This is a genomic window from Stappia sp. G46H5W (assembly GCF_058448995.1).
Map to the genome: position 1 here is coordinate 946023 of NZ_JBZFLL010000001.1, position 25271 is coordinate 971293.

Annotated in this window: 24 protein-coding genes; 14 read left to right on the top strand and 10 right to left on the bottom strand. The window is 68.3% G+C overall.

Annotation, left to right across the window (positions count from 1 at the left end; all coding sequences use genetic code 11):
• Window positions 1–66 precede the first annotated feature (66 nt).
• A complete protein-coding gene (locus tag ACVJ6E_RS03865; protein WP_199681161.1) occupies window positions 67–1191 on the top strand; it encodes an acyl-CoA dehydrogenase family protein in 1125 nt (374 codons plus the stop codon).
• A 66-nt stretch (window positions 1192–1257) separates the two neighbouring features.
• Window positions 1258–2466: an acetyl-CoA C-acetyltransferase gene (locus ACVJ6E_RS03870; RefSeq protein ID WP_120268829.1), complete on the top strand. Its 1209-nt coding sequence runs from the start codon at window positions 1258–1260 to the stop codon at window positions 2464–2466.
• Between the two features lie 29 nt (window positions 2467–2495).
• Here the strand turns inward: ACVJ6E_RS03870 and ACVJ6E_RS03875 are convergent, their stop codons facing one another.
• Window positions 2496–3257: an EAL domain-containing protein gene (locus tag ACVJ6E_RS03875; RefSeq protein ID WP_120268828.1), complete on the bottom strand. Its 762-nt coding sequence runs from the start codon at window positions 3255–3257 to the stop codon at window positions 2496–2498.
• Window positions 3258–3398: 141 nt separating this feature from the next.
• On the opposite strand from ACVJ6E_RS03875, the gene ACVJ6E_RS03880 reads away from it, so the two are divergent.
• Window positions 3399–5618, top strand: a complete 2220-nt coding sequence (locus ACVJ6E_RS03880) for a 3-hydroxyacyl-CoA dehydrogenase NAD-binding domain-containing protein (RefSeq protein WP_120268827.1) — start codon at window positions 3399–3401, stop codon at window positions 5616–5618.
• A gap of 108 nt (window positions 5619–5726) precedes the next feature.
• Here ACVJ6E_RS03880 and ACVJ6E_RS03885 read toward each other — a convergent pair whose 3' ends face one another.
• The gene (locus ACVJ6E_RS03885) at window positions 5727–6188 is read right to left on the bottom strand and encodes an META domain-containing protein (RefSeq protein ID WP_158592680.1); all 462 of its coding nucleotides are present in this window, start codon (window positions 6186–6188) and stop codon (window positions 5727–5729) included.
• 393 nt (window positions 6189–6581) lie between these two features.
• On the opposite strand from ACVJ6E_RS03885, the gene ACVJ6E_RS03890 reads away from it, so the two are divergent.
• The gene (locus ACVJ6E_RS03890) at window positions 6582–6857 is read left to right on the top strand and encodes a DUF6460 domain-containing protein (protein WP_120268825.1); all 276 of its coding nucleotides are present in this window, start codon (window positions 6582–6584) and stop codon (window positions 6855–6857) included.
• Between the two features lie 22 nt (window positions 6858–6879).
• Here the strand turns inward: ACVJ6E_RS03890 and ACVJ6E_RS03895 are convergent, their stop codons facing one another.
• Window positions 6880–7782: a histone deacetylase family protein gene (locus ACVJ6E_RS03895; RefSeq protein WP_120269255.1), complete on the bottom strand. Its 903-nt coding sequence runs from the start codon at window positions 7780–7782 to the stop codon at window positions 6880–6882.
• A gap of 119 nt (window positions 7783–7901) precedes the next feature.
• Complete coding sequence (locus tag ACVJ6E_RS03900) at window positions 7902–8348, bottom strand: MarR family winged helix-turn-helix transcriptional regulator (protein ID WP_120268824.1); 447 nt, start codon at window positions 8346–8348, stop codon at window positions 7902–7904.
• Window positions 8349–8613: 265 nt separating this feature from the next.
• Between ACVJ6E_RS03900 and ACVJ6E_RS03905 the strand changes: the two genes are divergently transcribed.
• On the top strand, window positions 8614–8886 hold the full coding sequence (locus ACVJ6E_RS03905; protein WP_120268823.1) for a metal/formaldehyde-sensitive transcriptional repressor: 273 nt from the start codon (window positions 8614–8616) through the stop codon (window positions 8884–8886).
• 43 nt (window positions 8887–8929) lie between these two features.
• Entirely contained in the window at window positions 8930–9922 is a 993-nt protein-coding gene (gene dmeF, locus ACVJ6E_RS03910) for a CDF family Co(II)/Ni(II) efflux transporter DmeF (protein WP_120268822.1), read from the top strand.
• 27 nt (window positions 9923–9949) lie between these two features.
• On the opposite strand, the gene ACVJ6E_RS03915 is transcribed toward dmeF, so the two are convergent.
• Window positions 9950–10816, bottom strand: a complete 867-nt coding sequence (locus ACVJ6E_RS03915; protein WP_120268821.1) for a LysR family transcriptional regulator — start codon at window positions 10814–10816, stop codon at window positions 9950–9952.
• Window positions 10817–10988: 172 nt separating this feature from the next.
• Between ACVJ6E_RS03915 and bla the strand changes: the two genes are divergently transcribed.
• The 3 genes from bla to ACVJ6E_RS03930 all read left to right on the top strand — a co-directional run bounded on the left by bla (window position 10989) and on the right by ACVJ6E_RS03930 (window position 14210).
• Complete coding sequence (gene bla / locus ACVJ6E_RS03920; RefSeq protein ID WP_120268820.1) at window positions 10989–11891, top strand: class A beta-lactamase; 903 nt, start codon at window positions 10989–10991, stop codon at window positions 11889–11891.
• A gap of 110 nt (window positions 11892–12001) precedes the next feature.
• Window positions 12002–12367: a VOC family protein gene (locus ACVJ6E_RS03925; RefSeq protein WP_120268819.1), complete on the top strand. Its 366-nt coding sequence runs from the start codon at window positions 12002–12004 to the stop codon at window positions 12365–12367.
• 496 nt (window positions 12368–12863) lie between these two features.
• A complete protein-coding gene (locus ACVJ6E_RS03930) occupies window positions 12864–14210 on the top strand; it encodes an MATE family efflux transporter (RefSeq protein WP_120268818.1) in 1347 nt (448 codons plus the stop codon).
• A gap of 13 nt (window positions 14211–14223) precedes the next feature.
• On the opposite strand, the gene choV is transcribed toward ACVJ6E_RS03930, so the two are convergent.
• The 3 genes from choV to ACVJ6E_RS03945 form a co-directional block, all read right to left on the bottom strand.
• Window positions 14224–15255 carry a choline ABC transporter ATP-binding protein gene (gene choV, locus ACVJ6E_RS03935; protein WP_120268817.1) on the bottom strand — a complete coding sequence of 344 codons (1032 nt, stop codon included), beginning with the start codon at window positions 15253–15255 and terminating at the stop codon, window positions 14224–14226.
• Window positions 15252–16100, bottom strand: coding sequence for a choline ABC transporter permease subunit (gene choW / locus ACVJ6E_RS03940; RefSeq protein ID WP_120268816.1), 849 nt, complete (start codon window positions 16098–16100; stop codon window positions 15252–15254). Before choW ends, choV begins: the two co-directional genes overlap by 4 nt.
• A 118-nt stretch (window positions 16101–16218) precedes the next feature.
• Window positions 16219–17166 carry a choline ABC transporter substrate-binding protein gene (locus ACVJ6E_RS03945; RefSeq protein WP_120268815.1) on the bottom strand — a complete coding sequence of 316 codons (948 nt, stop codon included), beginning with the start codon at window positions 17164–17166 and terminating at the stop codon, window positions 16219–16221.
• 650 nt (window positions 17167–17816) lie between these two features.
• On the opposite strand from ACVJ6E_RS03945, the gene betI reads away from it, so the two are divergent.
• The 3 genes from betI to betB all read left to right on the top strand — a co-directional run bounded on the left by betI (window position 17817) and on the right by betB (window position 21624).
• Window positions 17817–18437 (top strand): transcriptional regulator BetI, encoded by a 621-nt coding sequence (gene betI, locus ACVJ6E_RS03950; RefSeq protein ID WP_120268814.1) that lies wholly within the window; start codon window positions 17817–17819, stop codon window positions 18435–18437.
• A gap of 4 nt (window positions 18438–18441) precedes the next feature.
• A complete protein-coding gene (gene betA, locus ACVJ6E_RS03955; protein WP_120268813.1) occupies window positions 18442–20097 on the top strand; it encodes a choline dehydrogenase in 1656 nt (551 codons plus the stop codon).
• Between the two features lie 63 nt (window positions 20098–20160).
• A complete protein-coding gene (gene betB / locus ACVJ6E_RS03960; RefSeq protein WP_120268812.1) occupies window positions 20161–21624 on the top strand; it encodes a betaine-aldehyde dehydrogenase in 1464 nt (487 codons plus the stop codon).
• Window positions 21625–21631: 7 nt separating this feature from the next.
• Here betB and ACVJ6E_RS03965 read toward each other — a convergent pair whose 3' ends face one another.
• Both ACVJ6E_RS03965 and ACVJ6E_RS03970 read right to left on the bottom strand, forming a co-directional pair.
• Window positions 21632–22744: a quinone-dependent dihydroorotate dehydrogenase gene (locus ACVJ6E_RS03965; RefSeq protein WP_120268811.1), complete on the bottom strand. Its 1113-nt coding sequence runs from the start codon at window positions 22742–22744 to the stop codon at window positions 21632–21634.
• On the bottom strand, window positions 22744–23085 hold the full coding sequence (locus ACVJ6E_RS03970) for a DUF952 domain-containing protein (RefSeq protein ID WP_120268810.1): 342 nt from the start codon (window positions 23083–23085) through the stop codon (window positions 22744–22746). The genes ACVJ6E_RS03965 and ACVJ6E_RS03970 overlap by 1 nt, the downstream gene beginning before the upstream one ends.
• Before the next feature lie 294 nt (window positions 23086–23379).
• On the opposite strand from ACVJ6E_RS03970, the gene ACVJ6E_RS03975 reads away from it, so the two are divergent.
• Both ACVJ6E_RS03975 and ACVJ6E_RS03980 read left to right on the top strand, forming a co-directional pair.
• Complete coding sequence (locus tag ACVJ6E_RS03975) at window positions 23380–24045, top strand: S24 family peptidase (RefSeq protein ID WP_120268809.1); 666 nt, start codon at window positions 23380–23382, stop codon at window positions 24043–24045.
• Window positions 24046–24081: 36 nt separating this feature from the next.
• Window positions 24082–25074, top strand: coding sequence for a thermonuclease family protein (locus tag ACVJ6E_RS03980; protein WP_120268808.1), 993 nt, complete (start codon window positions 24082–24084; stop codon window positions 25072–25074).
• Window positions 25075–25271: the final 197 nt, after the last annotated feature.

A 25271-nucleotide genomic window follows, 5' to 3' on the forward strand; every position in this document is an offset into this window, starting at 1 on the left:
CAACGACAAAACCGTCGCAGGGAGGAAAGCGGCTTGAACGTCTTGAACGCCGGAACGCCGGCATGGATGAGCGATGAACTGACGATGCTCGACGACGCGTTCGCGCGTTTTCTCGAGCGGGAGATCGCCCCGGACTACGAGGCATGGGTGGAGGACGGCTGCGTCACGCGCGAGGCATGGGAAAAGACCGGCGCCGGCGGGTTCCTGTGCTCCGGCATGCCGGAAGAATATGGCGCGGCCGGCGGCACCTTCGCGCATGAATCCGTGATCATCCGCCGCCTCGGCCTTGCCGGCTTCGACCATTTCGGCATCGCGCTGCATTCGGCCATCGTCGCGCCCTACATCAAGCATTACGGCTCGCAGGAGCAGAAGGAACGCTGGCTGCCGAAGCTCGCCTCCGGCGAGATGATCGGCGCCATCGCCATGACCGAGCCGGGCGCGGGCTCCGACCTGCAGTCGATCCGCACCAGCGCGGTGCGCGACGGCAACCACTACCGGATTTCCGGCGCCAAGACCTTCATCACCAACGGGCAGTTGGCGAACCTGATCATCGTCGTCGCCAAGACCGATCCGGCGGCAGGGTCCAAGGGCGTGTCGCTCTTCGTGCTGGAGACGGACGGAGCGGACGGCTTCCGGCGGGGGCGCAATCTCGACAAGCTCGGCTTCAAGGGCAACGACACGTCGGAGCTGTTCTTCGACGACGTGCGCGTGCCGGCAGATGCGCTGCTTGGCCCGGAAGAGGGGCGCGGCTTCTATCAGCTGATGGAACAGTTGCCGCAGGAGCGGCTTCTGGTGGCGGTGCAGGCGATGGCGGCGATCGAGCGCGCGCTCGCCCTCACCCTCGACTACGTCAAGGAGCGGCAGGCCTTCGGCAAGCGCATCCTCGACTTCCAGAACACCCAGTTCAAGCTTGCCGAGCTGAAGACCGAGGCAACCATCGGCCAGGTCTTCGTCAACGACTGCATCGCCCGGCACGTGGCCGGCGAACTCGACGGGGCCACCGCCTCGATGGCGAAATACTGGACCACGGACCTGCAGTCCAAGGTCATGGACGAGTGCCTGCAGTTCTTCGGCGGTTATGGCTACATGAACGAATATCCGATCTCCCGGCTCTACGCCGATGCCCGCGTGCAGCGGATCTACGCCGGGACAAACGAGATTATGAAGGTTCTGATCGCCCGCAGCCTCTAGGGCTGCGGGTACGCATTCGCCGCCCCTTGAAGGGGCCGAACGGCAGGACGGATCAAGGAGGCATTGATGGCCGACGCACTGATTTTCGACCATGTTCGCACGCCGCGCGGGCGCGGCAAGAAGGACGGCTCCCTCTATGAGGTGCCGGCGGTGCGGCTGGCGGCCGAACCGCTCAAGGCGCTGCGCGAGCGCAACGGGCTAGACACGAAGCTCGTCGACGATGTGGTCCTTGGCTGCGTCGATCCGGTCGGCGAGGCCGGCGGCGACATCGCCCGCGCCGCGGTCTTCGCAGCCGGCTACGACCACGCGGTCCCCGGCGTCCAGCTCAATCGCTTCTGCGCCTCCGGTCTCGATGCCGTGAACTTCGGCGCGGCGCAGGTGATGGCGGGCCAGCACGACCTCGTGGTGGCGGGCGGCGCGGAGTCCATGAGCCGCATCGGCATCGGCGCCTCGGGCGGCGCCTGGCCGGTCGATCCGCAGGTCGCCCTGCCCTCCTACTTCATGCCGCAGGGCGTTTCGGCCGACCTCATCGCCAGCAAGTACGGCTTCTCCCGCGATGACGTCGACGGCTACGCGGTGGAAAGCCAGAAGCGCGCCGCCAACGCCTGGGACAAGGGCTATTTCTCCCGCTCCGTCGTGCCGGTGCGCGACATCAACGGCTTGACCATCCTCGGCCGCGACGAGCACATGCGGCCCGAGACCGACATGCAGTCGCTGGCCGCCCTGAACCCGTCCTTCGAGATGATGGGCCAGATGGGCGGCTTCGATGCGGTGGCGATCCAGGCCCATCCCGAACTCGCCTCGCTCACCCATGTGCACCACGCGGGCAACTCGTCGGGCATCGTAGATGGGGCCGCCGCTGTTCTCATCGGCAACCGCAAGGCCGGGCGCAAGGCCGGCCTGACGGCGCGCGCGCGCATCCGCGCCTTCGCCAATATCGGCTCGGAGCCCGCCCTGATGCTGACCGGGCCGGTGGACGTCACCGAGAAGCTGCTCGCCAGCGCGAAGATGTCGCTGAAGGACATCGACCTGTTCGAGATCAACGAGGCCTTCGCCTCGGTGGTGCTGCGCTACCGGCAGGCCTTCGACCTCGACCCGGCCATCGTCAACGTCAACGGCGGGGCCATCGCCATGGGCCATCCGCTGGGAGCGACCGGCGCGATGATCCTCGGCACCGTGCTCGACGAGCTGGAGCGGCGGGACCTCAACACCGCGCTGGTGACGCTGTGCATCGGCGCCGGCATGGGCACGGCAACGATCATCGAACGGGTGTGAGCGTGACGGGGCCCGGCGAAATGGCGGAGCTAGGCGACCTGCGCGGCCTTTGCACGGTCGAAGGCGGGCAGCGCGGCCAGGGTCGGACGTGCCAGGTAGTAGCCCTGCACGAGCGAGATGCCCGCCGCTCGCAGCACCGTCAGCTCGGCCTCGGTCTCGATACCTTCGGCAAGCACCGTGATGTCGAGCTGGCGGCAGATGCCGATGATGCCGGCAACGATCGCCTGGCGGGCCGGGCTGGTGTCGATATCGCGCACCAGGTCCATGTCGATCTTGACCAGGTCGGGCTGGAAATTGGCGAGAAGCTTCAGGCCGGCATAGCCGGCGCCGAAATCGTCGATGGCCGTGATGAAGCCGCGCCGCTTGTACTCCGCGATGATGCCCTTCACATGCCCGGTGTCGATCATCGGTTCGTTTTCGGTGAACTCGAACATGATCCGGTCGAGCGCAAATCCGGCGCGGCCGGCGGCAAGCAACGTCGTGCGGATGCAGGCGGCCGGATCGTAGACCGCGTTGGGCATGAAGTTGATGGACAGCCGCGTGTCGCCGTCGCCGAAAAGCTCGGCGGCGAGCTCGATCGCCTTGACCCGGCAGGCCTGATCGAAACGGTAGCGGTTTTCCGGAGTGACCCGTCCGAGGATCGTCCCGGCGGACTCCCCGTCGATGCCGCGCACCAGGGCCTCATAGCCCCATATCCGGTTCCGGTTGAGGTCGATGATCGGCTGGAACGCCATCGTGAAGTCGAAATCCAGGCGAGCGCCGTCGCGGCATCCTTCGCACTGTCCGCTCATCCGCCTCACTCCCGCTGGTATCCTGTTACCTCAACGCGTTCTACCAGCCCAAAATTGCCATTTGCTTACCCGGCGCACCCGCACGGCAGCGCATTTTTCCAACGCAACAACGGCACGCGCCACTGACATCAGGAGGCCGACATGGCTTACAGGAACTTCACCCTGACCACCGACGCCGGCATCGCCCACATCGTCTGGGACATGCCGGGCAAGAGCATGAACGTCATCGACATGTCGGTGATGGACGAGCTGGACGCCATCGTCGATGCGGTGGCGGGCGATGCGACCGTCAAGGGCGCCGTCATCACCTCGGGCAAGACCGCCTTTTCCGGCGGCGCCGACCTCACCATGCTGGAAGGGCTGCTGCGCGACTTCCATGCCAAGCGGGCGAAGGATCGGGAAGGGGCGGCGCGGATGCTGTTCGACGGTTCGCGGCGCCTGTCGCAGATCTTCCGCAAGCTGGAGACCTGCGGCAAGCCGTTCGTCGCGGCGATCAACGGCACCTGCATGGGCGGGGCGACGGAACTGGCGCTCGCCTGCCATGCGCGGGTGGCGGCCGAGGACGATGCCTTCAAGATGGCCCTGCCGGAGGTCAAGGTCGGCCTCTTCCCCGGCGCGGGGGGCACCCAGCGCGTCATGCGCATGGCCGACAGCCAGCAGGGTCTGCAGTTTCTGCTGCAGGGCAAGACGCTGAACGCCGCACAGGCGAAGGCGATGAAGCTGATCGACGAGACCGCTCCGGCCAGGAAGCTGGTGGCGACGGCCGTGAAGATGCTGAAAGCGGGCGTCGATCCGGTCAAGCCGTGGGACCAGAAGGGCTTCCGCCTGCCGGGCGGGGGGACCTACTCGCCGGCCGGCTTCCAGTTCTGGCCGGCGGCCAACGCCATCTACCGGCGCGAGACCCATGACAACTATCCCGGTGCTAGGGCCCTGCTGCAGGCGGTCTACGAGGGCCTCCTGATGCCGATGGACCAGGCGCTGACGGTGGAAAGCCGCTACTTCGCCCATGTGCTGCAGACGCCGGAAGCGGCCAACATGATCCGTTCGCTGTTCGTCTCCATGCAGGAGCTGAACAAGGGCGCGCGGCGGCCGACCTCGGTCAAGCCGAACCGCATCCGCAAGGTGGGCATTCTCGGCGCCGGCTTCATGGGCGCCGGCATTGCCTATGTCACCGCCAAGGCCGGCATCGACGTGGTGCTGATCGACCGCGACCAGGCGGCGGCAGACAAGGGCAAGGCCCATTCCGACGAGCTGGTCTCCAAGGCGATCAAGCGCGGACGGGCCAGCGAGGCCGACAAGGTGGCGCTGCTGTCGCGCATCACAGCAACGTCCGACTACGAGGCACTGGCGGATTGCGACCTGGTCATCGAGGCGGTGTTCGAGGACCGCGAGGTCAAGCGCGTCGTCACGGAGAAGGCCGAGGCGGTGCTGAAGTCGAAGGCGATCTACGCCTCCAACACCTCGACCCTGCCGATCACCTCGCTCGCCGAGGCCTCGAAGCGGCCGAAGAACTTCATCGGCATCCACTTCTTCTCACCGGTCGACAAGATGATGCTGGTCGAGGTGATCCTCGGCAAGAAAACCGGCGACAAGGCGCTGGCCATGGCGCTCGACTACATCAAGGCGATCAAGAAGACGCCGATCGTGGTCAACGACTCGCGCGGCTTCTACACCTCGCGCGTCGTCATGACCTATATCCGCGAAGGCCTGATGATGCTGGCCGACGGAGTGCCGGCAGCGATGATCGAGAATTGCGGCCGCATGGCCGGCATGCCGGTCGGCCCGCTGTCGCTCGGCGACGAGGTGGCGCTGGACCTTGCCTGGAAGATCGTCTCGGCAACGCGCAAGGACCTCGGCGTCAAGTATGTCGAAGGCCCGCTCGACAACATCCTGGAAGAGATGGTGGTGAAGCGCGAGCGGTTCGGACGCAAGAACGGCAAGGGCTTCTACGATTATCAGGGCCGCGACAAGAAGCTGTGGCCCCGCATTCCCGAGGTGGTCGGCAAGCCCAAGCCCGCCGATGCTTTCGACGTGGAGGAGCTCAAGCAGCGCTTCCTCGTCATGCAGGCGCTAGAAACGGCGCGGATCTTCGAGGAGAACTGCCTGACGGATGTGCGCGAGGCGGATGTCGGATCGATCCTCGGCTTCGGCTTCGCGCCGTTCACCGGCGGCACGCTGTCCTATATCGACGGCATGGGCACCGCCGCCTTTACCGAGCTGTGCCGCAAGTTCACCAAGAAGTGGGGGCCGCGGTTCAAGCCGAACCGCCTGCTCAAGGAGATGGCCAAGACCGACGCCCGCTTCTACGAGCGCTTCGCTCCCGAAAAGGGACCGGATGCCGGCGAGCGCGAGGCGGCGTAGGGCGCCGCTTTCCACCTCACCACAAATGCGAAGGGCGGCCTCGGCCGCCCTTTTGCGTTTTTCGAACAGGGCAGTGCCCTATCCCCGCGTCCTTGCGGGCAGGCGATGCTACTTGTTGACCAGCAGCAACACGGCCGCGCCGGACTGGTCGCGCAGCAGCACGCGTCCTGGGATGCCGTCGACCTGGGTGACAGCCGGGAAGAAATGCAGGAACCGGCGCTCGAGATCGCCGGACGGGCCCTCGCAAGCCATTTCCGTCGCCATCACGCGGGTCGAGACGGAGAGCGCGTGTCCCATCTGCTGCAGCGTGCCGCGCAGGCGGTTGCAGCCGGCCGAGGCCAGCCACATGCCGTGGCGGTCGATGGTCACTTCCGTGCGGCTGGACAGGCCCTGGTCGACATCGACCAGCGCGCCGCCCGGCGCGGCAAGCGCCTCGATCCGCCATGTACCGGTCACGGAAAGGTCCTGCGCCTCGGCACTCGAGGGGTGGGCGGAAAGGCCGACCAGCGGCGCTGCGGCGAGCGCAAGGACGGCGATCTTTCGCAAGAGGGCAAGGGTCTGAAGAGGCATGTCGACGGGCATTCCTGGCTTGTCGGGCCCCGCGCCGCAGCGGCACGGAGCCTTCGGCTTCGACGGTCGGTTCGCTTTCCGGCTCCGCGTGACCGGGGCTGGAGCCGTGTCCGGGCGCTCCGAAAAGGACCGCCGGCAATGAGGACGCATCTGGGCTCGCCGCCTCCCGAGCCTGAGCGATCCGGACAAATGCCCCATGAATCGCCCGCATCCCGCGACACGAGATGTCACGCTCCAATGTGGCATCATATTGACATTATCACAGAGGGCGCCGCGAAAGGAGCGGAGACGATTTTGCGTTTGATCCGAGCCACCCGCCCGCCTACATCTCAGGGACACGGGATGGTGCGCAGGCCTTTGCGAGCCCCCGGCAGCCTTTGCAGGAACCAGCGCATGTCCAACAGCCCGATCAGCCGCTTTCTCGGAGACTCGCCCGCCCGGGTGATCCTCAAGCTGTTGTTCCTGTCCTTCGTCGTCGGCGTGCTGATGTCGGCGCTCGGCCTGTACCCGCTCGACATCTTCGACGGGATCGTCTCCTTCATCCGCCGCCTGTGGGATCTCGGCTTCGAAGCGCTCGGCCAGCTCGGCGGTTATTTCGTGCTCGGCGCCATGGTGGTGATCCCGGTGTGGGTGGTGCTGCGGCTGATGAGCCTCGGCCGGCGCAGCTGAGCCGGCCCCTCCCCTTGCGGCTTCAGGCGACCTCTGCCGCTGCCCGGTGCAGGATCGTGTGGCGGCGCGCCAGCCTGTCGATATCCTCCAGATAGCCGCCGCCGATGACCCCGGCGAGCGGGACCCCGGCCTTGCGCACCTGTTCCACGACATAGCGGTCGCGGGCGGCCAGTCCCTCGTCGCTCAGCGACAGCCGGCCCAGCCGGTCCTCCTCGTGCGGGTCGACGCCGGCATTATAGAACACGATGTCGGGGCGGAAGGCGGCAAGCGCTGCCGGCAGCACATCGGCCAGCGCTTGCAGATAGGCCCCATCGCGCAGCCCGTCCTCCAGCGGCACGTCGAGGGTCGAGGGCACCTTGCGGACGGGATAGTTGCGGGCCGCATGCAGCGACAGCGTGAAGACCGCCTCGTCGCCGGCAAAGATCTGCGCGGTGCCGTCGCCCTGATGCACATCTAGATCGACGACCATGGCGCGCCGGATCGCCCGATCCGCCATCAGCAGGCGGATCGCGACCGCGACATCGTTGAAGACGCAGAACCCCGCCCCGTGCGAGCTGCGGGCGTGATGGCTGCCGCCGGCAGTGTTGCAGGCGATGCCCCGGTCCAGCGCCAGAAGCGCGGTCAGCACCGTGCCGGCGGTGGCGCAGCGGGCGCGGAAGCCGACGCTCTCGCTCATCGGCAGGCCGATCTCGCGGGCGATGGGCGCCGGCACGTCGGCGGCGAAGACCTGGTCGACATAGGCCCGGTCATGGGCGAGCGCGATCCACTCCGCCGGAGCCGGTGCGGGACGGTGGAAGCCCCCTTCCGCGACCAGCCCGTCCTCGACGAGCACGTCCGCCACGCGGCGGAACTTGTTCATCGGAAAGCGGTGGGCGGCGGGGATATCGGCGCAAAAGGCCGGATGATGGACGATGGCGAGCGACATGCGGAACTTCGAACCCGGTTGCAAGACCAAGTGGGGACAGGCGTTTATACGCTCCGCAGGCCGCAGGAGACCAGTGCAGGGGCATCCCGTCGCGGAACGCCCCCGCACCTTGCAGGGTCTCAGACGATGGCCGCCCTCAAGGGGACCGTCCGGCTCGCCGCCGGACCGGCCAGGCCGCGATGCAACTCGGCCAGTTGGCCCTCGCTGATCGACATGGCCGGCAGACCGGCCACCACGTCGGCAACGATGGCATCGGCATCGGCAAGCAGGACCTCGCCGGCCTGCGTCAGCCGCGCCAGGCTCTGGCGGGCATCGCGCTCGCCCTTTTCCGTGACGACGTAGCCGAGCTTCTCGAGCGGCTTCAGTGCCCGGGTCACCGCCGAGGGCGTCAGGCCGACGGACTGGGCCAGTTCCACCCGCATGGCGCGGCTGCCGGGAAAGTCCGACAGGCTCTTGAGCAGGCGATACTCGCGGAAGCTGACGCCGCGAGCGCCGGCAAGCGGGCGGTCGAGCCGCTTCTCGATGAGGCCGGCAATGTCGAGAAGGGTGAAGACAAGCGCGTTCATGACACGAAACCTTCCATTTGCGTGATTGTTGCAGTCTATATACGTGAGTCCTCACGCATTTCAAGAGGCAATCGGTTCAGGCAGGGAAATCCGGCGCCGACCCTCGACCCGCCGCGCCGTCCAACCATGCCCGAAAGCCGGCCTCCCCGGTGCGCCTCTGCCCAGCATGACGCGTCAGACACCACGAGGCGCGGCCGGACTTCCCATTTCGGGTCGGGTATAATATAGTCCCCTATACTATACAGGGAAGGCACGGACAGGCACGATGTCCCATACCGTTCGCGACGGACAGAAGCTGATTGCCCGGGTTCGCCGTCTCAAGGGGCAGCTCGAAGGCATCGAGCGCGCGCTGGAGGCCCAAAAGCCCTGCGCCGAAATCCTGCGTCAGCTCGCCTCCGCGAGAGGCGCCCTGAGCGGCCTCACCGCAGAAGTGATGGAAGGCCACCTTCACGAGCATGTCCTTCACGCGCAGACCGAGGCCGAGCGCCGGCAGGGCAGCGAGGAGCTGCTCGAGGTCATCCGCACCTACATGAAATAGGCCGGCATCAAATAGGCCGGGCAGCCGGCGACGGGAGAGTGCAATGGCACCCGAGACCATCTCCACCTACACGCACGGACACGACTTTCTCGGCTCGCAGCATCGGCGCAACGAGCGGCGGGTCTGGCTGGTCATTGCCCTGACGGCAACGATGATGGTCGTCGAGATCGCCGCCGGCACGCTCTTCGGCTCGATGGCGCTGCTCGCCGACGGCTGGCACATGTCCACCCACGCAGCCGCCCTGCTCATCACCGCCCTTGCCTATCTGTTCGCACGCCGGCATCGCAACGATCCGCGCTTCAGCTTCGGCACCGGAAAGCTCGGCGATCTCGGCGGCTTCGCCAGTGCCATCGTGCTGGCGCTCGTCGCGCTGCTGATCGGATGGGAAAGCCTGCTGCGCCTCGCCAACCCGGTGGCGATCAGCTTCGAGCAGGCCATTGCCGTCGCCGTCATCGGACTGGTGGTGAACCTGGCCTGCGCCTGGCTGCTCAGGGACGATCATGGTCACCATCATCACGGCCATCATCATCATCATTCCCATCACGGCCATCATCACGACCACGCCCACCATGACGCGCACGACCATTCCGGCCATGGCCCGGCGCGCGACAACAACCTGCGCGCCGCCTACCTGCATGTGCTGGCCGACGCCCTGACATCGGTTCTCGCGATTGCCGCATTGCTGCTCGGACGCAGCCAGGGCTGGCTCTGGGCCGATCCGCTGATGGGTGTCGTCGGTGCGCTGATCATCGCGCGCTGGTCGTGGGGCCTGATCCGGGCGACCGGCGCGGTGCTGCTGGACCGCACACCCGAGGACGAGCACCTGCCGGAGGAGATCCGCAAGGCGATCGAGACCGCAGGCGACCGCATCTGCGACCTGCATGTCTGGCAGGTCGGGCCCGGCCACCACGCCGCCATCGTGTCCTTGGTGTCGAACGCGCCGAGGGACCCGGCGCATTACAAGGCAAGGCTCGCCCGGATCGCGGCGCTGTCCCACATCACGGTGGAGGTTCAGCCGGCACCGCAGTCGGCCTGAGAGCAGACCGTACCGACGCCTGCGTCCTCAGCCCGCCTCGTCCGCGATCCACTGGTGAAAGGCGCGCATGGCCGGCGTCTGCCGGCGCGATTTCAGCCAAGTCAGCCAGTAGGCGCCGAGCGAGGCGTCCACCGCGAAGGGGCGGACCACCCGCCCCTCCTCGATCTCGCGCGCAAACATCGCAACCGGCACCAGGGCAACGCCCGCTCCCAGCGATGCCGCCTCCACCAGCGCCCTTGAGGAATCGAACATGAAGCCGCGCGCCGGCAGCGGCTCGAGCCCGGCCATGCGGAACCAGGCCGCCCATTCATCCTGCCGGTAGGACCGCAGCAGATCCTCGCCGGCCAGATCGGCCGGCTGCTTCAGCCGCGCCGCGACCTGCGGCGCGCAGACCGGCGAGAACGGTGCCTCCATCAGCCGGACCGCATCCGTCGCGTGCCAGGCGCCGTCGCCGAAGCGGATGAACAGGTCGAGCCCGTCAAGCAGCATGTCGGCCCGGTTGTTGTTGGTCTTCAGCCGCAGATCGACATGGGGGTTACGCTCGCGAAAGCCCGCCAGACGCGGCAGCAGCCAGCCGATGGCGAAGGTGCCGACGACGCCGATGGTCAGAATTTCGCGGAAATTGCCCTGCTCGAACTGGCTCAGCGTCGCGCTCATCCGGCGGAAGGCGTCGGTCAGCACGGGCAGCAGGGCCTGCGCCTCGTCGGTGAGCGCGAGCCCTCGCGGCAGGCGCTTGAACAGGGTGAGGCCGAGCGTGTCCTCAAGCGCCTTCACCTGATGGCTGATCGCGGTCTGGGTCACCCGCAGCTCCAGCCCGGCACGGGTGAAGCTGCCGAGCCGGGCCGAAGCCTCGAAGGCGCGCAGCGCATTGAGCGGCAGTTGCGAGACGTCCATGGGCTTTTCTCCAAGACCAAGATTTTCTCATGTCTAATCCCAGAATTGATCGTTTGGCGAGGGTCTCGTGTTTGCGCATGATCGCTCCCGCAGGCTGGGAGGCCATCCAGCGCCACCTGCCGCCGGCACCGACCGGCGCGGGTCGCACGCTTTCACCACGGAGACGAAATCCATGTTCAAACTGTCTCGCCGGCAGGCGCTTGCCGGCTCGCTTCTGCTCGCCCCGACGCTGGCCGCCGGCACCACTCTCGTGACGATGCCCGCCCGTGCCGGCGTGGCCGATGTCGCCGATATCGAGGGGCGCCTTGCCGCGCTGGAAAACAAGCAGGGCGGCCGCCTCGGCATCGCCATCCATGACGTTGCCAGCGGGCAGACCTTCGGCAATCGGCTGAATGAGCGGTTTCTGATGGCCTCTACGTTCAAGCTGATGCTCGCCGCCTTCGTGCTTGCCCGCGTCGACCGGGAGGAGGAACAGCTCGACCGGCGCATCCCCTTCACCAAGCGCGATCTGGTGTCCTGGTCGCCCGGCACGGAAAAGCACGCCGGCGGTCCCGGCCTGACGGTCGCCGAACTGTGCGAGGCGACGATGACGCTGTCGGACAACACCGCCGCCAATCTGCTGCTGGCAAGCTTCGGCGGCCCGGCCGCGCTGACGGGCTTCGCCCGCTCGCTCGGCGACGAGACCACCCGTCACGACCGGACGGAGCCGGCACTCAATGCCCATGACGGGCCCGATGACGAGCGCGACACCACCACGCCGGCAGCGATGGCGGAGACCCTGCGCAAGCTGCTGTTCGGGGATGCGCTGTCGCGCCGCTCGCGCGACCGGCTGACCGCGTGGATGGTCACCAACCGGACCGGCGATGCGCGCCTGCGCGCCGGCTTTCCCGCCGACTGGCTGGTCGGCGACAAGACCGGCACCAGCGGCAAGGGTCACGCCAACGACATCGGCGTCGCCTGGCCGAGCGGGCGCGGCGCGCTGATCGTCACCGCCTATTGCGAGATGCCCAAGGCCGAGGCCAAGACGCGCGACGCCACCATGGCAGAGATCGCCCGCATCGCCGCCTCCATCTGAGGCAGCCCGGGCGGGATGGCCTTGCTGCCGTCCCGCCCCATCCGACATTTCTTCAAGGCATTGGCCGCCCCTTCGCCTACCCTCTCCCGCAGCAATCACGGGAGCACCGCATGAGCGTCAGGCGCATCGTCGCGAATATCGCCGTCACCGATACCGGGCCGTCCGCGGCCTTCTACCGGGACATTCTCGATCTCGAGCCGGTGATGGACCACGGCTGGTTCCTCACGCTGGCTGCCGAAGCCCAGAGCCCGGCACGCCCGCAGATCGGCATCGCCACGCAAGGAGGTTCGGGCACGCCGGTGCCGGACCTCTCCATCGAGGTGGACGACCTCGATACGGTCATCGCTCGCATCGCGCGCGCCGGACTTCGCCCCGAATACGGGCCGGCCGTTGAGCCCTGGGGCGTGCGCCGCCTGTTCCTGCGCGATCCGAACGGACGTCTGCTCAACATCCTGGAGCATGCGGGGGAAAGCTGAGACGAGAGCACAGCGCGCCGCGGCCCCTCCACTCGTCCTCCCGGACGGCGCGCCAGCGCCGAGCCGGGACCAGAGACAACCCCTACAGGCGCGAGACGGGAAGGCGCCCGTCTCCCCTGCTGCTGTCATACCTGCGAAGGCAGGTATCCAGTATCCGCCGGGGCGGGTGATGTCGCGAAAGCGGCAACCTGAGGCCGCCGGGCGATGCCGAGGCCGGAGCCATGCCACCTGTGGTTACTGGGTCCCGGTCTTCGGCTCCGCCGAAACCGGGACGACAGCCGGTGGATCGGGTTCGCGCCGCGTGTCGCCGCCACTCCTTCGCCCCCACCCCTCCACTCGTCCCCTCGAACGGCGCGCGGCAAAACGAAAGAGAAACCTGCTGCCTTCTCACACCGCCCGCCCGCCACATCCCGTTTGACCGTTCCACCTCTGTTCGCTAGCGTCCGGCCAAACGACTCTCCTGCCCGCCTGCACCCCGCATTTTGAGCCAAGCCAGATGACGAGCCAGCCCGGCGCCGTGCGCCCGTTCGACGTGACCAGCCGCAGCGTGCTTGCCATCGCGGTGCCGATGACGCTCGCCTATCTGTCGACGCCGCTGCTCGGTCTGGTCGACACGGCAGTGATCGGCCAGCTCGGCGATGCCGCGCTTCTCGGCGGCATCGCGCTCGGCGGCGTGCTGTTCGACATCGTCTTCACCAGCTTCAACTTCCTGCGCGCCGGCACCACAGGCCTCACCGCGCAGGCCGCAGGTGCGGGCGACGGCGAGGAGGAGCGCGCCGTGCTGTTCCGTGCCGTGCTGCTGGCAGTGGTGCTCGGGTCGGTGGTGATCGTTCTGCAGCAGCCCGCGCTCTCCGCCGGCCTGTGGCTGATGGGCGGCAGCCCCGAGGTACAGGCCGCGACCACCAGCTATTTCGCCATCCGCGCCTTCTCCGCGCCGCTGGCGCTCGCCAATTACGCGTTTCTGGGCTGGTTCATCGGCCGCGGCCGGGCCATGACCGCGCTCGGCCTGCAGACCTGGCTGAACGGCTTCAACATCGCCCTGTCCGTGCTGTTCGTGCTGTATTTCGAGTGGGGCGTCGCGGGCGTTGCCGCTGCCACCGTCGCGGCCGAGGCGCTGACCGCGCTGGCCGGCACGGTGCTGGCCGCCCGCGCCCTGTCGGGCCGGCCGCTCCCCACCCGCGCGCAGGTGTTCGACAAGGTCCGCTTCAAGCGGATGATGGCGCTCAACGGCGACATCCTGATCCGCTCCTTCGCGCTGATTACCGCCTTCGCCTTCTTCATGTCGCGCTCGGCAGCGCAGGGCGACACCGTGCTGGCGGCCAATGCCATCCTCGAGAAGCTCTTCATGGTGGCGAGCTTCTTCCTCGACGGCCTTGCAACGGCGGCCGAGCAGCTTGCGGGCCGCGCGGTCGGGGCGCGCTACCGCCCGGCCTTCGACCGCTCGCTCAAGCTCAGCCTCGTCTGGGGCTATGTGCTCGCCGGGCTGATTTCGCTGGTCTTCTTCTTCGCCGGCCCGGTGCTCATCCATGCGATGACGACGGCGGAGGACGTGCGCCAGGTCGCGATCACATACTTAAGCTGGGCGGCGGCGACGCCTCTGTTCGGGGTGCTGGCGTTCCAGATGGACGGCGTGTTCATCGGCGCCACCTGGTCGCGCGACATGCGCAACATGATGCTGCTGTCGCTGGTGCTCTACTTCGCCGCCTATGCGATCGCCTTCCCCATACTCGGCAATCACGGCCTGTGGCTCGCCTTCACCATCCTGCTTGCCGCGCGCGGCTTCTCGTTGCTGGCGATCACCGGCCGGCGCGCGCGGGAGACCTTTCCCGCGCTCCCCGCCTAGCCGGCAGCACCGTCTAGCGCAGGCAGTCGAGGATCTCGCCCTCGCCGACCAGCCCCAGCGGCGTGTCGCCGTCGCAGACCAGCACCGGCGCCTCGGCGGAGCGCTTCAGGGCGATCACCTCGCGCACCGGCGTCTTCGGCGCGCAGCGCGGCGCGCCGTCCAGCCCGCTCGCCTCGCCCTCGCCCAGCGGACGCATGATGTCGCGGGCGCGCAGCACCCCGAGCGGGTTCATGTGCGCCACGAACTCCGCCACATAGTCGCTCGCCGGCTTGCGCACGATCTGCTGCGGCGTGCCGAGCTGGATCACCCGCCCGCCCTCCATGATGGCGATGCGGTTGCCGATCTTGGCCGCCTCGTCGAGGTCGTGACTGACAAAGACGATGGTCTTGTTGAGCTTGTCCTGCAGCGCCAGCAGCTCGTCCTGCAAATGGCCGCGGATCAGCGGATCGAGCGCGGAGAACGGCTCGTCCATCAAGAGGATCGGCGCGTCGGTGGCAAAGGCGCGGGCCAGCCCGACGCGCTGCTGCATGCCGCCGGACAGCTCGTGCACATACTTGTCGCCCCACTGGGCAAGGCCGACCAGCTCCAGCTGCTCGTCGACCTTCCGCCGGCGCTCGCGCGTCGGCAGTCCGGCCAGCTCCAGCCCGAAGCCGACATTCTCGCGCACCGTGCGCCAGGGCAGCAGCGCGAATTGCTGGAACACCATGGCGATCCGGCCGCGGCGCAGCGCGCGCAGCTCCTGCGGCGCGCACGCGGACGGGTTCACCGACCCCTCGCCATTGTGGACCAGCACCTCGCCCCGGGTGATCTGGTTCAGCCCGTTGACGGCGCGCAGCAGCGTCGACTTGCCGGAGCCCGACAGGCCCATCAGCACGATCAGCTCTCCCTCCTCGATGTCGAAGCTGGCGCCGGCCACCCCGAGGATCTGGCCGGTCTCCGTCTGGATCTCGGCGCGGCTGCGGCCGGCATCGATCAGCGGCAGCGCCGTCTCGGGGCGTTTGCCGAAGACGATGTCGACATTGCGGAACGAAACGGCGGCGGTCATCGGCTGCCCTCCCCTTCGTTGCGGTTGCGGAAGAAGCGGTCGAGCACGATCGCCACCAGCACGATGGCGATGCCGACCTCGAAGCCCTGCGCGATGTTGACGGTGTTGAGCGCGCGCAAGGTCGGCACGCCGAGCCCGTCGGCGCCGACGAGCGCGGCTATCACCACCATCGACAGCGACAGCATGATGGTCTGGGTCAGGCCGGCCATGATCTGCGGCAGTGCGTAAGGCAGCTCCACCTTCCACAACAGCTGCCAGCCGGTGGCGCCGAAGGCCTCGCCCGCCTCGATCAGCTGGCGCGGGGTGGAGGAGACGCCGAGCTGGGTCAGGCGGATGGGTGCAGGAATGGCGAAGATCACCGTGGCAATGAGGCCCGGCACCATGCCGAGGCCGAAGAGGATCAGCGCAGGGATCAGATAGACGAAGGTCGGGATCGTCTGCATCAGGTCGAGGACGGGGCGCATCGCGGCATAGAGCTTGGGCCGGTGCGCGGCGGCAACGCCGAGCGGCACGCCGATCGCCATGCACACGGCGGAGGCGGCGGTGACCAGCGACAGGGTTTCGGTCGTCTGCGTCCAGTAGCCCTGGTTGATGATCAGCAGCAGGCTCGCGGCGACGAACAGCGCGAAGGAGACGCGCCGCTGCACGACATAGGCCAGCACCGTTGCGGCGATCACGACCGCGACCGGGCCGGGTGCCTGCAGGAGCCATAAGATGCCGTCGATCAGGGTCTCGAGCACCGCCGAGATGCCGTCGAACACCCAATAGGCGTTGGCGGTGAGCCAGTCGACCAGGGCCTTCGCCCAGGAGCCGATGGGAATCTTGTGTTGGGTGAGCCAGTCCACGCGCAGCCTCGCCGTTCGTTCTTGTGATCTTGTGCGGGAGCTTGCCGCATGCCCGCAGGGCGAATGCGGTCCGCCCGCGCGCGGCCTTCAGGGGTCACGCGCGGGCGAACGGGATGGGTCAGAGGCCGAGGGCGCCGTTCAGGGCTGCCTTGGCATCGCCGCCGTCGAAGGTGGTCACACCCTCGAGCCAGGCATCGGCAACGCCCGGGTTGGCCTTCAGCCAGGCGGTCGCGGCCGCGTTCGGCTCGGTACCGTCATTGAGGATCGCGCCCATGATCTCGTTCTCCATCTGGAGCGAGAACTCCAGGTTCTGGAGGAACTTGCCGACATTCGGGCACTCTTCCACATAGCCGGCGCGCACGTTGGTGTAGATCGTCGCACCGCCGAGATTGGGGCCGAACACCTCGTCGCCGCCCTCAAGATAGGCCATGTCGATATTGGCGTTCATCGGATGCGGCTCCCAGCCCAGGAAGACGACGTCCTGCTTGCGCGGCACCGCGCGCGAGACCTGCGACAGCATGCCGGCTTCCGAGCTCTCGACGATGTCGAAGTCCTTCAGGCCGAACATATCCTTCTCGATCATGTCGATGATCAGGCGATTGCCGTCGTTGCCGGCCTCGATGCCGTAGATCTTGCCGTCGAGATCGTCCTTGAACTTGGCGATGTCGGCGAAGGACTTCAGGCCCTTGTCATAGGTGTATTGCGGCACGGCGAGCGTGTACTTGGCGCCTTCCAGATTGGCGCGCACGGTCTCCACCGAACCGTCCTCGCGATAGGCCTTGATGTCGCCCTCCATGGTCGGCATCCAGTTGCCGAGGAAGACGTCGATGTCCTTGTTCTTCAGCGAGGCATAGGTGACCGGCACCGAGAGGATCTTGACGTCGGGCTCGTAGCCGAGCGCGCCCAGCACGACCGAGGCGGTGGCGGTGGTGGCGGTGATGTCGGTCCAGCCGACATCGGAGAAGCGGACGGTCTTGCAGGCTTCGGCTTCCGCCGCCATGGCGGCGGGGGCGGCAAGGCCCAGGGCAAGGGCTGCGGCGCCGAAGCGCAGGGCAAGGGTTTTCATCAGCTTGTGTCCTCCTGACGGAGCGGGACGACCGGAAGGGCCGGCCCGCATGCGGGGTTGCAGCGCAGCGGCAGGTCCGCCTGCGCCGATGGTGGGCCGGCCGCAAGGGGCGCGGCGGCACGAGGTCCCGACGCGCGATCCGCGGCAAGCGCGGCGCGCAGGGGTTCGAAGGGCGGGGCGGGAGGTCCCGCACACCGGCAGCGAAGGCCGGCGGCCAGAGGCGACGGGGTCGCCAGAGCGCGGCACCGGGGCGCGATACGCGCTCGCCGAATGCTGCAGCCAGGCAGCAAGGGCCCGGCACGAACGAACCGGACCTCCCTGCCCGTTTCGATGCGCATCAAAACATTTTTGAGCGGAATAGGCAATTCCCCGCACGTTTTTCGTTTTTTCATTGATTGAACGGCCAATCAAAATTATTCCTTGAAGAGCAAGGCGCGCCGGCCGACACCGACCGGAAAGCGCACCCGCCGCGCAGCACGCCCCTGTGGACGGGCTGCCGCCGAGGACCAACGCAGCGGCTGCCGCCGGCGGCCTGCCCTCCCCTCGACCGGCGGTGCATCTCAGGGACAGGACCGCACACGCCGCCCGGCCTCGGGCGGGGCGGATCGCAACCTTCAGAACGAACGGGGCGGGCTGGAAACGGAGCGGACATGCCGCGAATCGGAATGGAAACCCATCGCCGCAAGGCCTTGATCGACGCGACCGTCGCGACGATCCACGAGCGCGGCTTCGGCGATGCGACGATGGCGGAGATCGCGCGCCGCGCCGGTGTCTCGGGCGGGCTCGCGCATCACTATTTCGGCTCCAAGGCCGGGCTGCTCAACGCCACCATGCGGTTCCTGCTCACCGACCTGTCGCGCGAGACACGCGAGCGGATGGCCGGAGCGGAGGGCCCGCGCGCGCGCATCTCGGCGATGATCTCGGCCAGCTTCGCGCCGACCCAGTTCCAGCCGGCGCTGATCTCGGCCTGGCTTGCCTTCTACCTGCAGGCGCGCACCGACGCCGAGACGCGCCGCCTGCTGCGCATCTACCACCGGCGGCTCGTCTCCAACCTCGCCCATGCCTTTTCCGCGCTCATTCCCGGCGAGCGCGCCCGCCATGCGGCCGAGGGTACGGCGGCGATGATCGACGGGCTCTGGCTGCAGCGCATCTTCGCGGACGGCCCGCCGCAGCCGCGCAGCGCCATCCGCCGGGTCGAGGACTATGTCGAGCGGCAGCTCGGCACGCTCCCCCCGGCCGCCACGGACATCGCACACAAGGGGAACGGATAGACCCATGCAGGACGCGACACATATCGTCGTCGGCTCCGGCTCGGCCGGCGCCGCCCTCGCCTATCGCCTGTCGGAAGACCCGGCCAACAAGGTCCTGGTGCTGGAGGCCGGCGGATCGGATATCGGCCCCTTCATCCAGATGCCGGCCGCGCTCAGCTACCCGATGAACATGTCCCGCTACGACTGGGGCTATCAGAGCGAGCCCGAGCCGCATCTTGGCGGGCGCCGGCTCGCGACCCCGCGCGGGCGCGTCATCGGCGGCTCCTCCTCGATCAACGGCATGGTCTATGTGCGCGGCCATGCGCGCGACTTCGACACCTGGGAGGAGATGGGCGCACGCGGCTGGTCCCATGCCGATGTCGCCCCCTATTTCGAGCGGATGGAGACGAGCCATGGCGGCGAGGCCGGCGTGCGCGGCACCTCCGGCCCGCTGCACGTCACCCGCGGCACCAAGTGGAATCCGCTCTATGCCGCCTTCGTCGAGGCCGGGCGTCAGGCCGGCTACGAGACGACGCCGGACTATAACGGGCTGAAGCAGGAAGGCTTCGGCGACATGGAGATGACCGTGTGGCGGGGCCGGCGCTGGTCCACCGCCAACGCCTATCTGCGTCCGGCGCTGAAGCGGCCCAACATCCACCTGTTCACGGGCGTCACCGTCACCCGCGTGCTGTTCGAGGGCACGCGCGCGACCGGCGTCGAATACCGGCAGGGCGGACGCATCGAACGGGTGAGCGCCTCGGCCGAGGTGATCCTTGCCGCCTCGTCCATCAACTCGCCGAAGATCCTGATGCTGTCCGGAATCGGCGACGGCGCCGCGCTCAGCGCGCTCGGCCTGCCGGTCCTTGCCAACCGTCCGGGCGTCGGCAGCAACCTGCAGGACCATCTGGAGCTCTATATCCAGCAGGCCTGCATCCAGCCGATCACCCTCTACAAGCACTGGAACCTGATCTCCAAGGCCATCATCGGGGCACAGTGGCTGTTCACCGGCACCGGGCTCGGCGCCTCCAACCATTTCGAGGCCTGCGCCTTCATCCGCTCGCGCGCCGGCATCGAGTATCCGGATATCCAGTACCACTTCCTGCCCTTCGCCGTGCGCTACGACGGCAAGGCGGCGGCTGAGGGGCACGGCTTCCAGGCGCATGTCGGGCCCATGCGCTCGAAGTCGCGCGGACGCGTGGCCCTGACCTCGCCCGACCCGATGGCCGATCCCTCGATCCTGTTCAACTACATGTCGCACCCCGAGGACTGGGAGGACTTCCGCGCCGCCATCCGCCTGACGCGGGAGATCTTCGGCCAGGAAGCCTTCGCGCCCTATCGCGGCCGCGAGATCCAGCCGGGCGCCGAGGTGCAGTCCGATGCCGAGCTCGATGCCTTCATCCGCGAGCACGCCGAGAGCGCCTACCACCCCTGCGGCACCTGCCGCATGGGCGCGCCCGACGATCCGATGGCGGTGGTCGACCCGCAGGGCCGGGTGATCGGCGTCGAGGGCTTGCGCGTTGCCGACAGCTCGATCTTCCCGCAGATCACCAACGGCAATCTCAACGCCCCCTCGATCATGGCCGGCGAGAAGATCGCCGACCACGTCATGGGACGCGAGCCGCTGCCGCGCTCCAACAAGGAGCCTTGGATCCATCCGAACTGGCGGACAGCGCAGCGTTGACGCCTTAGACTTGCCTCACACTCATTCGTAAAGTTCCGGTTCGCGTCCGCCAGGAGAGAGTTCATGCGTGCCCAGCCCCCCGCTTCGCATTTCATCAACGGCAGCTATCAGGAAGACCCGCATGGGCGGCCGATCGAGAACCGCTATCCGGCGACCGGCGAGGTGATCGCCCGGCTCTGCGCGGCCGGCTCCGAGACGGTCAACGCCGCCGTTGCCGCGGCGCGCTCCGGCTTCCGCGTCTGGGCGGCCACGCCGGCGGCCGAGCGCGGGCGGGTGCTGCGGCGCGCGGCGGACCTGCTGCGCGAGCGCAACCGCGAGCTCTCCGAGCTGGAGACCCTGGACACCGGCAAGCCGCTGCAGGAAACGCTTGTGGCGGACGCGGCCTCCGGCGCCGATTGCCTCGAGTATTACGGCGGCCTTGCCGCAACCCTCACCGGCGAGCACATCGATCTCGGCGGCTCCTTCGCTTACACCCGCCGCGAGCCGCTCGGCGTCGTCGGGGCCATCGGCGCCTGGAACTATCCCATCCAGATCGCCTGCTGGAAGGCGGCACCCGCACTCGCCTGCGGCAATGCGGTCGTGTTCAAGCCGTCGGAGCTGACCCCGCTCAGTGCGCTGAAGCTTGCCGAAATCTTCAAGGAAGCCGGCCTGCCGGACGGGGTGTTCAACGTGGTGCAGGGCTATGGCGAGACCGGCGCGCACCTGGTCGAGCATCCGGACGTCGCCAAGGTCTCGCTGACCGGCTCGGTCCCCACCGGCACGAAGGTAGCCGAGATCGCGTCCCGCACGCTCAAGCACGTGACGCTGGAGCTCGGCGGCAAGTCGCCGCTGATCGTCTTCGACGATGCCCATCTCGACAATGCGGTGTCGGCGGCGATCAACGCCAATTTCTACTCCTCCGGCCAGATCTGCTCGAACGGCACCCGCGTCTTCGTGCAGAAGGGGCTGAAGGAGGCTTTCCTCGAGAGGCTGACCGAGCGCACCGCCCGCGCCAGGCTCGGCGACCCGATGGACGAGAGCGTCGACACCGGCCCGCTGGTCTCGCAAGCCCAGCTCGACAAGGTGCTCGGCTATATCGAGGCGGGACGGCGCGAGGGCGCGCGGCTTGTCTGCGGCGGCAACCGCGCCACCGTGCAGGGCTTTCCGGACGGGCTGTTCGTCGAGCCGACGGTGTTTGCCGACGTCGCCGACCACATGACGATCGCCCGCGAGGAGATCTTCGGCCCCGTCATGTGCGTGCTCGACTTCGAGAGCGAGGAAGAAGCGGTGGCGCGGGCCAATGCGACCGAGTTCGGCCTTGCCGCCGGCGTCTTCACCCGCGACATCGCCCGCGCGCACCGGGTGATCGGCGCGCTGCATGCCGGCACCTGCTGGATCAACACCTACAACCTGACGCCGATCGAAATGCCGTTCGGCGGCTACAAGAAGTCCGGCATCGGCCGCGAGAACGGCCATGCCGCCATCGAGCACTACAGCCAGGTGAAGTCCGTCTACGTGGAGCTCGGGAACGTCGCCAGCGCCTATTGAGGGCGCCTCAGACGTTCCCCTGTCCGTCCGGGTCGGCCTTGGCCCAGGCTTCCGCATTGCGGCCGCTCGCCTCGCCAAGGTCGGCAAGTCCGTGCCGGTCGAGGCAGGCGGACAGATGCGTCAGGATGCGGCCGACCAGCCCGGGCCCCTCGTAGACAAGGCCCGTATAGAGCTGCAGCAGGTTGGCGCCGGCCGTGATCTTGGTCCACGCCGCCTCGCCGCTGTCGATGCCGCCGACGCCGACGATGGGCAGGCGCGGACCGACGCGCAGGCGCATGCGGGCAAGCGCGATGGTCGCGCGGCGAAACAGCGGCCGCCCCGACAATCCTCCGGCCTCGGCCGCGCCCTTGCGGTCGGTGAGACCATTTCGCGCCAGCGTCGTGTTGGAGACGATCAGCCCGTCGATGCCCGCAGCCAGCACCTCGGCGGCGATGTCGTCGAGCCCCGCCTCGTCCATGTCCGGCGCGATCTTCAGCAGCACCGGCACCGCGCGGCCATGGCGGGCGGCGGCTGTTTCCCGTGCGTCCATCACCCGGCCGAGCAGTTCCTTCAGCGCCTCGCGCGCCTGCAGGTCGCGCAGGCCCGGCGTGTTCGGCGACGAGATGTTCACCGCGAAATAGGACGCGAGATCGGCGAAGGTCTCGATCCCGGCCACATAGTCGGCGATGCGGTCGGCCGCGTCCTTGTTGGCCCCGACATTCACCCCGACGATGCCGCCGCGATGGCGCCGCGCCGCCAGCCGCGCACGCAAAGCCGCATGGCCTTCATTGTTGAAGCCGAGGCGATTGACGACGCCCCGATCCGCAGGCAGGCGGAAGACACGCGGACGCGGATTGCCGGCCTGGGCCAGCGGCGTCACCGTGCCGGCCTCGGTGAAGCCGAAGCCGAGCGCCAGCAGCGCGTCGGGCACCTCGCCGTTCTTGTCGAACCCGGCAGCCATGCCGAGCGGGTTGGGAAAGGTCAGATCGCCGAGCGTCACCGCCAGCCGGCCGTCGCTCGGCACCTTGCAGGCCGGCGTCAGGCCGCTTGCCAGCGCCTTGACGGTCAGCCCGTGGGCGGTCTCCGCATCGAGAGAGAAGAGCGCCTTGCGGGCGAGCGCGTCGAAGGCGGAGGAAAACATCACAGCGCCTCCGGGAAGAGGTGGGCGCCGTCTGCTCCCAGCGGCAACTCGCGCACCCAGCGTACCGCCGACATCTCCAGCTCGCCGTAAAGATGCGGGAACAGCGCCCCGCCGCGCGAGGGCTCCCATTTCAGGCCCTCGCCCAGCGCCTCGGCCTCGATCGCGACGAGGACAAGTCCCTCCTGTCCGGCGAAGTGCTTCGCCGCGGTCTCGCGCACCTGATCGGCCGCGGAAAAATGGATGAACCCGTCGGCCAGGTCCACCGGCGCACCGGAAAACCGCCCCCGTGCCTCGGCCTGTTGCCAGTCCCTGCCCGGAGAAATCTTGTAGATCAACGTCATGAGGCGGCCCGTCCCTGTGCGTGAAGAAGGCTTGCGCGCCGGATTACAGGCTGAGGGCCGGCCGCACAAGGCCAAGAGGAAGGCAATTGGGGAGGAAAGCGAGCGCCTCGTTGCCGGGCCAGACTGGCACTCGACTGCCATTAGGAATATATACCCGTAACGGGGATAACCCGGACAGGAAGCGCGGGACGGGCGGCCTCGACCGCCCCCGGCGTCCGGCCGTCCCGGCGGCGGCCGCAGCAACAGGCCGCCCGGCCAGGACCATTCCCTGGCAGGCGGCAGCGGAGCCAAACCATGCTTTCGCACGAGACGGTCTGGTCGGCCATCGACCTGCTTGCCCGGCGCAACGGGCTGACGCCCTCCGGCCTTGCCCGGCGCGCGGGGCTCGACCCCACCACCTTCAATCCGTCGAAGCGCACCGCCGCAGACGGGCGGCCGCGCTGGCCATCGATGGAATCGATCGCCAAGATCCTCGGCGCCACCCGTTCCGACCTTGCCGACTTCGTCGCGCTGGTCAACGGACCGGAACAGGACGCCGCGTCCGCCGACATGGCCGACAGCGACCGCCTGCCTTTGCCGCAGCTCAGCTCCGCCACCGGCGCCCATGCCGCTGCAGGCGGCTTCTTCCATGACGGCGACCTGCCGGCGGTGCTGGAGGGCGGCGGCCCCACCGCCCTTGCAGAGATTCCTTGCGAGGACTGCGCCATCCGTGTCACCGGGGGGGACATGCTGCCCTTCTACCGGGAGGGCGACATCATCGTCATCTCGCCGAAGCGGCCGATCCAGCGCGGCGACCGCGTGGCGCTGCGCCTTGCCTCGGGCGAACTCCGCGCCCGCATCTTCACCCGGCGTCTGCGCGGCCGCATCGAGCTGTCGGCGCTGGATGCGGAGGCCGCACCGGAGCGGCTGGCGATGGCGGAGATCGCCTGGATGGCCCGCATCATCTGGGCGAGCCAGTAGCTACGAGCCGCAAAAGCGCGGCAAACGGGAACGGATATGGGACGCACTTTCCTCATCGCATTGCTGATCGCAGGCGCGCTCGCGGTCGCGGCCGACTATGGCAGCGGCGGCATGCTGCGGGGCTTGGTGAGCGGCGAGAACGGCGACGGCGCCCTCCCCCCGGCGCCTGCCGCCGCCCCCGGCGCGACGGCCAACGCGGCGACCGAGCCCGAGCCAAAGCCCCAAGCCCAGCCCGCCCCCCTGCCGCAGGCCGCATCTCCCGCAGCGCCCTTAGCCCCCCCGCAGGTCGTGCAGCTTCCCGATGCGCCCAACCCCTCCAGCATCCGCAATGTCACCCCGTCCGACATCCTGCCGCCGCCGCGTGTCTCCGGTCCTCTCAAGCGCGTCGCCTCGCAGGTACCGAAGCTGCCAGAGCGCGAGATCCCGACCGAGATCACCTTCCACCAGCCGCTGGTGATCGATGCCGGGAGCTTCCGCACCAAGCAGCTGACGATCCGCCTTGCCGGCATCGACGCACCGCGGCTCGAGGAAACCTGCCCCTCGCGCCTTGGCGGCACCTGGCCCTGCGGCATGCGGGCGCGCACGGCCCTGCGCGGGCTCGTGCGCCGGCACGCCATCACCTGCGACGGCATGCAGGACACGCCGGCCGGCGTGGTGCTGGCCCAGTGCCGCAAGCAGGGAACGGACCTCGCCGCATGGATGGTGGCGCAGGGATGGGCACGGCCCGGCGAAGGCGCGGGCGAGGACCTTCTCGCCGCGTCCGAGGCTGCCCGCGAGGCGCGCCGCGGCATCTGGCAACTCGACGGCCCGGCGCCGCTGTCCCCCTTCCCCTCCCTCTCGGCCGGTGAAGCGCAAGACGACGACACGCCCGCTGACGAGGGCACGCCGGAGGCTACGGCCGGCACCCCTTCGCCGCTCGACCCGGGCCGCCGGCCCGGCGCGGATGCGGATCCTGCACGCGCCCTATCGCTGGACCTGCCCCCGGTGGAAATCACCGAAACGCCCTGGCATCCGGGCAACCGGGACTGACGGCGGGCCGCCGCGACAACTCGCAGACCCTGGAGCCGCCCGACCGGAGATATTTTCCCCAAAACCGATATTCTTCGGACGAACGTTGCGGCACCCCAGGGCTCGCAAGGCCAACCCTAGAAAAGATGGCCCGCCGCCTTTCCCTTGAGGAAAAGCGCATTGCGGATCCTGCGCAAGTCTCGCCTCCCTCAAGTAAA